9 protein-coding genes and 2 pseudogenes are annotated in these 9,084 nt (G+C 73.4%); 5 read left to right on the top strand and 6 right to left on the bottom strand.

All coding sequences use genetic code 11. The features are described 5' to 3' along the window. Nucleotides 1–14: 14 nt before the first annotated feature. A complete protein-coding gene (locus OG338_RS00525) occupies nucleotides 15–464 on the top strand; it encodes a spore-associated protein (RefSeq protein WP_405935400.1) in 450 nt (149 codons plus the stop codon). 88 nt (nucleotides 465–552) lie between these two features. Here OG338_RS00525 and OG338_RS00520 read toward each other — a convergent pair whose 3' ends face one another. The 3 genes from OG338_RS00520 to OG338_RS00510 all read right to left on the bottom strand — a co-directional run bounded on the left by OG338_RS00520 (nucleotide 553) and on the right by OG338_RS00510 (nucleotide 3,552). Next, nucleotides 553–1,299 carry a DUF1838 family protein gene (locus tag OG338_RS00520; protein ID WP_405935399.1) on the bottom strand — a complete coding sequence of 249 codons (747 nt, stop codon included), beginning with the start codon at nucleotides 1,297–1,299 and terminating at the stop codon, nucleotides 553–555. A 104-nt stretch (nucleotides 1,300–1,403) separates the two neighbouring features. Then, the gene (locus tag OG338_RS00515; protein ID WP_405935398.1) at nucleotides 1,404–2,594 is read right to left on the bottom strand and encodes a hypothetical protein; all 1,191 of its coding nucleotides are present in this window, start codon (nucleotides 2,592–2,594) and stop codon (nucleotides 1,404–1,406) included. A gap of 157 nt (nucleotides 2,595–2,751) precedes the next feature. Next, nucleotides 2,752–3,552, bottom strand: a complete 801-nt coding sequence (locus OG338_RS00510; RefSeq protein WP_405935397.1) for a GNAT family N-acetyltransferase — start codon at nucleotides 3,550–3,552, stop codon at nucleotides 2,752–2,754. A gap of 117 nt (nucleotides 3,553–3,669) precedes the next feature. Here OG338_RS00510 and OG338_RS00505 point away from each other — a divergent pair, with 117 nt between their 5' ends. From OG338_RS00505 to OG338_RS00490, 4 genes and pseudogenes are all read left to right on the top strand, one after another. Beyond that, nucleotides 3,670–4,608: an aldo/keto reductase gene (locus OG338_RS00505; protein ID WP_405940277.1), complete on the top strand. Its 939-nt coding sequence runs from the start codon at nucleotides 3,670–3,672 to the stop codon at nucleotides 4,606–4,608. 101 nt (nucleotides 4,609–4,709) lie between these two features. Continuing rightward, nucleotides 4,710–4,820: pseudogene (locus OG338_RS00500) on the top strand (flavodoxin family protein); the annotation flags it as partial. A 73-nt stretch (nucleotides 4,821–4,893) separates the two neighbouring features. Beyond that, nucleotides 4,894–5,133: pseudogene (locus tag OG338_RS00495) on the top strand (glycosyl hydrolase); the annotation flags it as partial. Between the two features lie 38 nt (nucleotides 5,134–5,171). Further along, entirely contained in the window at nucleotides 5,172–5,675 is a 504-nt protein-coding gene (locus tag OG338_RS00490) for a GNAT family N-acetyltransferase (RefSeq protein WP_405935396.1), read from the top strand. Nucleotides 5,676–5,678: 3 nt separating this feature from the next. Here OG338_RS00490 and OG338_RS00485 read toward each other — a convergent pair whose 3' ends face one another. The 3 genes from OG338_RS00485 to OG338_RS00475 are packed head-to-tail and all read right to left on the bottom strand — an operon-like array spanning nucleotide 5,679 to nucleotide 9,084. Continuing rightward, nucleotides 5,679–6,593, bottom strand: coding sequence for a class I SAM-dependent methyltransferase (locus tag OG338_RS00485; protein WP_405935395.1), 915 nt, complete (start codon nucleotides 6,591–6,593; stop codon nucleotides 5,679–5,681). Then, nucleotides 6,590–7,702, bottom strand: a complete 1,113-nt coding sequence (locus OG338_RS00480) for an NAD(P)-dependent alcohol dehydrogenase (protein WP_405935394.1) — start codon at nucleotides 7,700–7,702, stop codon at nucleotides 6,590–6,592. The genes OG338_RS00485 and OG338_RS00480 overlap by 4 nt, the downstream gene beginning before the upstream one ends. After that, nucleotides 7,699–9,084: an aldehyde dehydrogenase family protein gene (locus OG338_RS00475; RefSeq protein WP_405935393.1), complete on the bottom strand. Its 1,386-nt coding sequence runs from the start codon at nucleotides 9,082–9,084 to the stop codon at nucleotides 7,699–7,701. Before OG338_RS00475 ends, OG338_RS00480 begins: the two co-directional genes overlap by 4 nt.

Here is a 9,084-nt window from a genome sequence, read left to right as displayed (position 1 = left end):
TACAAGGGGGAAATATGCGAAACATCCGTACTCTCGCCACCGCCGGGGCCCTGACCACCCTCATGGTGGGCGCGACGGCCGCCTTCGGCCCGATCGCGTCGGCCGCGCCCAACACCACCCCGCAGAAGGTCTGCGGCAGCGCGTACAAGACCGTCAACTCCGCCGCCGTGGGCTCCCTCGGCACGGTCTACCTGACGTACAACGCGTCGAACGGCAAGAACTGTGTCGTGACCATCCGGTCCACGCCCGGCGCCGCGAAGAACATGACGGCGTACATCTACGTCCCCGTCACCGACGCCTCGGCGTCGGACTCCGGGAACTTCACCTCGTACGCCGGTCCGGCCTACGTCTACGGCAAGGGCCACTGCGTCAGCTGGGGCGGCCAGATCGCCAACGTGTACGTCGGTGTGGAGAACTCCAACTGCGCCTCGCTCAAGGAGCAGCGGACCCTCGAAATCCGCTGACCCGCACGGCGCAACGGCCCGCCCCCGGCTCCCACCGGGGGCGGGCCGTTGCGTGCTCACCCGACCCGCAGGGCGTCCTTGTGTCTTTCTACGCCGGCGGGCTGAGCTTGCGGAAGTACGTCCAGCTGGTCTCGTTCGGCTCGTTCCACCGCTCCGGGGCGTGCGCGAACTCCGGGTGCCGGTCGGCGATGTAGGCGCGGGTGCGACCGGGCACCTCCGCGTACGAGCCGAGCTTCCGGCCCCGGCAGTGGAACGTCAGCCCGCCCGGAGCCTGGCCCCGGGCCATCCACGGCAGCCACGGGGACATCCGCGTCCACGACATGGTGGCGGGCACCCCCGGCGCCGGACCGGCCAGGTCCGCCCGGTCGGCGAAGAACTGGAAGAGCTCCAGCGCCCGGTAGGTGTCCCCGGACGAGTGCACGGGATACTCCGCGACAGGCAGCGGCGACGGATAGGTCAGCGGGATCTCCAGGCTGAAACACACCTGGCCGCCCAGCTCCGTCATGGGCACCGGGAAGGGCCGCCACTTCTGGTTGGCCGGGTCGTTCCAGACATGCACCACCGGCAGGTCCCGCCAGGTCTCCAGGATCTCCCGGGTCTGCGGATCGAGGTAGAACGCGGCCTCGCGGGTGAGCAGCTGGAAGGCGTCCGGCCCGGCCTCGGTGTCGTGGACGAGGCGGGCCACATTGACCCCCTCGAAGCCGAAAAGACGCTCGTAGGGCTGGTCGGGCGCCCATGCGTACACATCGCCCGACCACCAGTACGTGACCTCCTCCCCGTCGAGGGAGGCCCGGGTGCGGGCGAGGAGGTGAAGCAGCTCAGCGGGTGTGGTCATACGCAGCACTCTGCGCGAGCGCCGCGTCCGCCGGGGGCGGAACACCGCGTCCCGAACCCGAACGGCTGAAAACCACCGCCCCGCCCCGGCCGGGACCTGTCAGCTCAGGCCCGGCCGCGCCGGCGGCGCACCGCGGTGAAGCCCAGGGCGCCCGCCCCGGCCGCGACGAGACCCGCCGCGCCCACCGCCGCGGCGGAGAGGCCGCCGCTCCCGGTCTCGGCCAGCTGCGCGTTCATGCCGGACGACGTGGAGGCGGAGCCGGTGCCCGTCGCGGTGGGGGAGGGCGACGCGCTCGCGGTGACGGAGGGGGAGGGGGACGGGGTGCCGGTGGCGGCCGCCGCCTTCACTTCCACCGTGGCCCTGTCGCCGCAGCTCATCGTGCCCCGGAAGGTGCCCGGCCCCTCGTTGACGATCGCGCACGGGTTCAAGACGGTCTTCCCGGCCGGCGCGTCCTTGAGGTAGGTCACCCGGACCCGGGTGGACGTGCTGCCGTGTGCCTTGAGGGACACGTCCGGGCCGATGACGTTGAAGCCGTACACATCCGGTTCGGCGGATTCGATGATCGGCTCCAGCGTGGTCCACTTCCCCGAGCGCAGTACCTGGACGGTGGCGTGACGGTTCGTCATGAGCACATCGCTCACGTTCTCGTACGCGGACGGCGTCGGGTTGTCGACCGTGGCCTCGAAGGTGATCCCCGGCCCGCCGGCGACCGCGGTGGCCGGTACCCCCGACAGGTGGGTGCCCAGCCCGTCGACCGCCACATTGTCCACATCGGTGTCGTTCGCCGCGCCCGAGGCACCGTAGGAGATCATCGTCGTCAGCTTCAGACGGTCGGTGCCGCCGTTGCTGTCCCCGTTGTGCGGGGTGCCCATGGGCAGGCCGAGCCGCAGCTGGACGGTCCGGGACTCTCCGGCGGCCAGCGGAAACCGCTCGGGCAGCTCACCGCCGTACACGGTGTCGTCGATGACCTCCAGCGGCACGGACTTCCAGGCCGTCCCGGCGAGCCGGTACTCCAGGCTCAAGGCGTTCTGCGGCAGGCCGCCACCGCCGTCGATGCGGTAGATGAGGCGCGCCGCCGAGGTGTCGTTCGTGCCGGTGTTGGACGCCGTGGTGGTGAAGGCGACCGGCAGACCGCCGAGGCCGATCGCCGTGGGCGCCTCGGTCGACACGGTCAGCGCGGGCAGGCCGGTGCCGGCCAGGGCGGCCGGGGCCAGGGCGGCTCCGGTCAGGGTCAGCAGCAGGCCGGCCGCCGAGGCGACGGCGGACGAACGCAGGCTGCGCGCAACGGTGTTCAAGGTGTTCCCCCGTGGTGTGTAGGGGCGGCGCGGCCGGTTGCCGCTCCCGCCGGCGACGGGTGGATCAGCCCGTCGTCTCACCCAGTTGGACAGGCCACCCCGGCCCCTGGTTGTGACCCCGCGTGTCATGGTTCTGTGACAGCGCGGGCGGGCTCGCTCACCCCTGCAACCCGTAGAAACGCATGGCCGAATTCGGGGTGAAGCCGATCCGGGGATACACCGGGGCACCCGCCGCCGTCGCGTGCAGGGTGGCGCGGGTCAGCCCGGTGGCGCGGGCCCCCTCGTACAGTGCCTTGCGCGTCACCGCCTCCCCGTACCCCCGGCGCTCCCACGCCGGATCGGTGGCGACCAGTACGACGAAGAGCCGCCCCGCCGCCTCCACCGTCGCGGCACACGTCACCGGCACACCCTGCCGCAGCCCCAGATAGGCGTGCACCCCGCTCTTCCACAGCGCGGACCCCGCAAGGCCGTCGCGGCCCGCGTCCAGCGGGAAGCCGTATGCGCGCGAGTTCAGATCCGCGTACGCCAACAGGTGGGCGTCCTCGCTCACGCGTACGAACTCCAGCTCGGGGTGGGCCGGTTCGGGCAGCGGGAACAGGTCGCCCGCCATGCCCGTGCCGGGGAAGGCGTACGCGAGACCGGCGCGCTCGGCCGCGGTGTCCAGCGAGGCGCGCGCCTCCGCGTCGAGCAGCCCTTCGAAGACCCAGAGGAAGCCGGGCCGGCTCTTCGCCCGCATGATGTCCGCCGCCTCGCCCATGCGCCGGGCGGCGAGCGCCGCGTCCGCGCCGACCTCGGTCAGGGTGACGCAGTTCCAGAACGCGAAGCCGCAGTCGGCCCAGCGCACGGCGATCCCGGGCAGATCCCGTACATCCGCGCCGGCGTCCCGGTCGAGCACCATGGTCCGCCAGCCGACGGTGAGTTGTTCCATCGACTCGACCGATTCCGCGAGATCCGCCACCACGACTCCTGAGGGTTTCGAAACGACCGGCTTGACCTGGAGCGCACTTCAACGCCGAGCATGACGGACATGAACGCGAACGCGAACACGAACCGCGCCGACGTGCGCGCCACCCACATGAACGAGTCGAACCCCCGGATCGTTCTGGGCACCATGGGTTTCGGCACCCAGGTCGACCCCGACACGTCCTTCGCCGTTCTCGACGCCTTCGTCGCTGGCGGCGGCGACTGGCTCGACACTGCCAACTGCTACTCCTTCTGGGCCGATCCCAGCGGCGTCGGCGGCGCCGCCGAGCGCGTCATAGGCGCCTGGCTGGCGGCCCGCCCCGGTGCCCGCGACGCGGTCCGGATCGCGACCAAGGTCCGGCAGAACCCGCTCGTCCCGCACTCCTGGCCGCAGAGCGCCGAAGGTCTCTCCGCCCGTGCCGTCCACGCGGGCATGGCGGAGAGCCTGGAACGCCTCGGCGTCGACCATGTCGACCTGCTCTGGGCACACGCCGAGGACCGCGCCGTCCCGCTGGCGGAGACCGTCGGGGCCTTCGGTGAACTGGTCACCAAGGGCGTGGTGTCGCGGGTCGGCGCGGCCAACCACACCGCCTGGCGCGTCGAGCGCGCCCGGTCCCTGGCCCGCGAGCGGGGCGCGGAGCCGTGGACCGCGCTGCAACTGCGCCACTCCCTCGTCCAGCCCCGCCCGCTCACCCCCGTCGCGGAGGGCGGCCACCGCCACCTCACCCCGGAGGACCTGGACCTCGCCCAGGCGGAAGGGCTGGACGTGTGGGCGTACAGCTCCCTGCTCTGGGGCGCCTACACCCGCCCGGACAAGCTGTTCCCCGACACGTACGACCACCCCGGCACCACCAGGGTGCTCGCGGTCCTGCACGAGGTGGCCGGTGAGGTCTCCGCGACGAAGAACCAGGTCGTCCTGGCCTGGCTGCTGCACCAGGGCATCGCCCCGATCGTCGGCGTCAGCCGCGTACAGCATGTCGAGGAGGCCCTGGCCGCCCGGGACGTCCGGCTCGACGAGGACCACCTGGCCCGCTTCGAGGCGGCACGCTAGCCGGGGCGTTCCGCACGGACGCGGGGCCGGCCGCCGGGTGCGCCGGATCCGCAGGAATCCCGCGAGATCGTCCATGCGTCCAGCACGCCCACCCCGAGTACTTCGGCGACTACGAGATCCCGTCCCTGCACCTCAAGGAGAGCCTGGAACCGGCGGGAAGGGTGGGCTTCGGGCTGCATGTGGGGGCTGACGCCCCCGGGGAGCGCGGGTGAGCGGCTGAGCCCGGCCGTCTGGACGCGGCAGGCGCTCCTCAGCGTCGACGGCCGGTTCTACCTGTTCGACATCGGCGACGGCTGCACCGGGGACGGCCCCAGCTTCAAGGGCGCCTATGTGCGCGGCCTCGGCACCCTCGGCCGCGCGCTCGCGGACCGCCCGTACGCCGCACCCCTCACCCGCTGGGCCGACAGCGCCCACGACCGCGACCGCAACGTCCTCGGCCCGTACGGCCCGTACTGGAACGGCGGCGGAACCACCGACTACGGCTGCCGGCAGAGCGCGCTCGACCTCCTCAACGCCGCCACGGGCCGACCCGGCCGCCCGTGGCCGTGCGGCAGAGTAGGGGCATGCCGACCTACGCGACCATGCCGTACCACCTGGAGACCGAGCGGCTGATCCTGCGCCCCTGGGCCGAATCCGACGCCCCCGCGTTCAGCGAACTGCTCTCCGAACGCGGCGAGAGGACCTACACGGCCGACCGCGCCCGGCAGGCCATCGGCGGCCTGCTCGCGGGCACGCGGTACAGCGGCATCGCGCTCCTGCCCATCCAGCGCCGCGACGACGGCGACTTCATCGGATACTGCGGCCTGACCACCGGCCGCTCCACCCTGGAGGAGCCCGAGATCGCCTACGAGCTCTGCCGGCGTGCGCACAACCGGGGTTACGCCACCGAGGCCGCCCGCGCCGTGCTCGGTGCCGCCGCCGCGACCGGGCGGCGGCGGCTCTGGTCGACCGTGGCCCCATGGAACGCGCCCTCGCTCCGGGTCCTGGCGAAGCTCGAATTCGTACGGGACCACCTCTCCATGGAGGACAACGGCGAAGTCGTCTGGCTCACCCGCGAGTTGCCGTAAGTGCTACATCCGGCGCCGGTACGCGAACACCCACCGGTTCCCCTCCAGCGCGTCGTTCCGCACCGGCAGCGGGCCGCGCCCGTGGCGGCGGGTGAACTCGAAGGGGGTGTGCGTCGACGCGGACCAGCCCCGCGCGGACAGCCGGCCCGCCGAGTCGGGGCGCGGCCCCAGGTCGAAGAGGCCGAGCAGGTCGATGCCGGTCCGCTCCCGCGTCGCCGTGTAGATCGCGCTGTCCCGGTACACCAGCAGGTCCGCCTCCAGCTTCGCCTCGAAGGCCAGGGCGCTGCCCTCGGTGGCCAGCAGGTCCACGGTGTCCACGAGATACGTCTCGGCGGGCCCCGGAAGATAGAACAGCAGCCCCTCCGCCAGCCAGATGCTCGGCGCCGCCGGATCGAAGCCCGAAGCGGTCAGCGCGGCGACCCAGTCGTCGCGCAGATCGACCGGAACGAGTACCCGGTTCACCTTCGGCGCGGCCGGCAGCTCCGTCAGCACCTGGTGCTTGAAGGCCAGCACGCCCGCCCGGTCGACCTCGAAGAACACACAGTCCGCCGGCCAGTCCAGCCGGAACGCCCGGGTGTCCAGCCCGGCGCCCAGCAGCACCACCTGCCGGACGCCGGTGAGCACCGACCGTACGACGAAATCGTCCAGGACCCGGGTCCGCAGCCCGAAGTAACGGGCGAACCGGCCCCACAACGCGTCCGCGTCCCCGTCGGGCACCTCCTCGATGCGCACGGGCCACTCGGCGCAGGCCGGCGCGGCCCGCACGAAGTGCTCGGCGTAGACGTCGCGGGCCAGGCTGTCGGGACGGTGGGTCTCGATCGCGCGGGCGGCGGCGACCAGCAGAGCGGTCAGCCCCACACCCCCGGCCACGCCCTCCGCCGCCAGGTCCTGGGATGTCGTACCGCATGCCTCGTTCATCGGCTTCTTCCCTCCGGGATCAGGACGGGTTTGACCACCCGGCCCGCTTCGCAGTCGCGTTCGGCCTCGTTGACGTCGGCCAGGGGATAGGTACGGATCAGCTGGTCGAAGGGGAACCGCCCGGCCCGCCACAGCTCCGCCAGTACGGGGATCAGCAGCCCCGGCACCGCGTCCCCCTCGCAGATGTGGCGCACGCTCCGGCCCCGGTCCAGGGTGCCCGGCTCCAGCGGCAGGGCGCCGTGCAGCCGCGCCACCAGGCCCAGCGTCCCGGTCGGGCGCAGCGCCCGGAGCGCGTCGTTGATCAGGGCGGGCGACGCCGTCGTGTCCAGCGCGTACCGGGCGCCGCCGTCCGTCAGCCGGCGGACGCGCTCCGGCAGCCCGGGCGCGTCGGCGGACAGCGGGACGGCCCCGAAACGCTCGGCGAGCTCCAGCCGCCCCGGCAGCCGGTCCACGGCCACGACCGGCACACCGGCCGCCCCCGCGGCCATGACCGCGGCCAGACCCACCGCCCCGGCACCGAGGACCACCAGCGGGTCGGCAGGACCGGCGCGGAAGGTGTTCAGCACCGCCCCGGCCCCGGTGAGGAATCCGCAGCCGAGCGGCCCGAGCAGTTCGACGGGCAGCGCGGGGTCGACGCGGACGGCGTTGCGGGCGGACACGAGCGCGTAATCGGCGAACGAGGACTGGCCGAACCAGCGGGGCGCCAGCGCCTTCCCGTCCGCGTCGCCGAGCCGGGGCGGCTCCTGCGCACGTCCGCCGAAGAGGTTGAGCGCGGCGAAGGAGTCGCAGTACGCGGGGGCCGCACCCCGGCAGTTCCGGCAGTGCCCGCAGGAGTCGAAGCTCAGCACCACACGGTCCCCGACGCCCGTCTCCGTACCGGGCCCGCCGCCCGACGCCACGACGACCCCGGCCCCCTCGTGGCCGAGGACCGCCGGGAGCGGGCTGCGGCCGGCGGACCGGCGCACCGCGAGGTCCGTCCGGCACATCCCGGCGCCCGCGATCTCCACCAGCAGCTCACCGGCGGCGGGTCCGGTGTGCAGGACGACGTCCTCGACCGCGAACGGCTCCTCGTACCCACGCAGCACCGCCGCCCGGAATCTCCTGGTCATGGACCCTCCGGGCGGTGGACGACGAACGGCCGCAGATTTCCGTACAGCCCCCACGGCCCGCCCGCCACGCCGACCCCGCTGTCCTTGATCCCGGCGAACGGCTGGGCGAGCGACAGCTCCGCGTGATGGTTGATCCAGGCCGTCCCGCATTCCAGCCGGTCCGCCACCGCCTCCGCCCGGTCGGGATCGGTGCCCCAGACGGAGCCGCCAAGACCGAAGCCCGTGCCGTTGGCCGCGTCGACCGCCTCGTCGACGCTCCCGTACGGCAGCACCGGCAGGACCGGCCCGAACTGCTCCTCCGTCACCACCGCGCTGTCCGGCGGCACATCGGTGAGGATCGTCGGGGCGAAGAAATGGCCGGGCCCCTCCAGTCGGTGCCCGCCGGCCGCGGCCCGGGCGCCTTCGGCCAGGGCCCGTCCGGTGAGCTCCGCCACCCGGGCCAGCTGCGGGGCGTTGTTGACCGGACCGATGCGGGTCTCCGGGTCGAGGCCGCCGCCCACCGCGACGGACTTCGCCCGCCGGGCCAGCGCCTCGACCACCTCCGCGTGCAGCCGGGCGGGGGCGTACACCCGCTTCACGGCCATGCAGACCTGCCCGCAGTTGCGGAACGCTGCCCAGAACAGCCGGTCCGCGATCCCCTCCACATCGACGTCGTCCAGCAGGACGGCCGCGTCGTTCCCGCCCAGTTCCAGGGTGACCCGGGTGAGGGAGGCCGCCGCCCCCTCGGCGACCGCCCGCCCGGTGGGCACCGAACCGGTGAACGTGACATGCCGGATGCCCGGATGCGACGCCAGCCGGGCCCCGAGCGGTTCGCGCCCGGTGACCACGGTCAGCACGTCCTCGGGCAGGGCGGTCGCCAGAACGGACCCCAGCAGCCGGGTGGCGAGCGGGGTGTACGGGGACGGTTTGAGGACCATGGTGTTGCCCGCCGCCAGCGCGGGCGCGAACTTCGCCGCCGCCAGTTGCAGCGGGAAGTTCCACGGCACGATCGCCGCGACCGGCCCGACGGGCCGCCAGCGGACCTCGCTGCGCACGGGCCGCCCGTCACCGATTCGCCGCGTCCTGGGGGCCAGGTCCGCGAAGTACCGCAGCCGGGCCGCCGTGCGGGCGACCTCGGCGTGCGACTCGGCCAGCGGCTTGCCCTGCTCCCGGGTCAGCAGCCGCGCCAGCTCGTCACCGGCCGCCTCCACGGCACCGGCCGCGCCGAGCAGCGCGTGAGTCCGGGCGGCGGCGTCGGCCCGCCAGCCGGGCCAGGCCCGGTGCGCCCGGCCGATCACCGCGTCCAGCTCGTCCGGCCGCATGTCGGGAGCCTCGCCGCAGGTCTCCCCGGTGGCCGGGTCGGTCACGGAGATCCCGCGCCCCGCCTCTTCGAAGGTCCGCAT

The organism is Streptomyces sp. NBC_00726, assembly GCF_045161735.1.
Taxonomy (GTDB): domain Bacteria; phylum Actinomycetota; class Actinomycetes; order Streptomycetales; family Streptomycetaceae; genus Streptomyces.
Note: the sequence above shows the minus strand (reverse complement) of the source record. Positions and strands in the feature narration are given on the sequence as shown.

Coding starts and splice junctions, on each gene's coding strand:
- OG338_RS00520 (WP_405935399.1), bottom strand. CDS start 1,299: ATGACCACACCCGCTGAGCTGCTTCACCTCCTCGCCCGCACCCGGGCC.
- OG338_RS00525 (WP_405935400.1), top strand. CDS start 15: ATGCGAAACATCCGTACTCTCGCCACCGCCGGGGCCCTGACCACCCTC.
- OG338_RS00475 (WP_405935393.1), bottom strand. CDS start 9,084: ATGCGGACCTTCGAAGAGGCGGGGCGCGGGATCTCCGTGACCGACCCG.
- OG338_RS00490 (WP_405935396.1), top strand. CDS start 5,172: ATGCCGACCTACGCGACCATGCCGTACCACCTGGAGACCGAGCGGCTG.
- OG338_RS00485 (WP_405935395.1), bottom strand. CDS start 6,593: ATGAACGAGGCATGCGGTACGACATCCCAGGACCTGGCGGCGGAGGGC.
- OG338_RS00480 (WP_405935394.1), bottom strand. CDS start 7,702: ATGACCAGGAGATTCCGGGCGGCGGTGCTGCGTGGGTACGAGGAGCCG.
- OG338_RS00505 (WP_405940277.1), top strand. CDS start 3,670: ATGAACGAGTCGAACCCCCGGATCGTTCTGGGCACCATGGGTTTCGGC.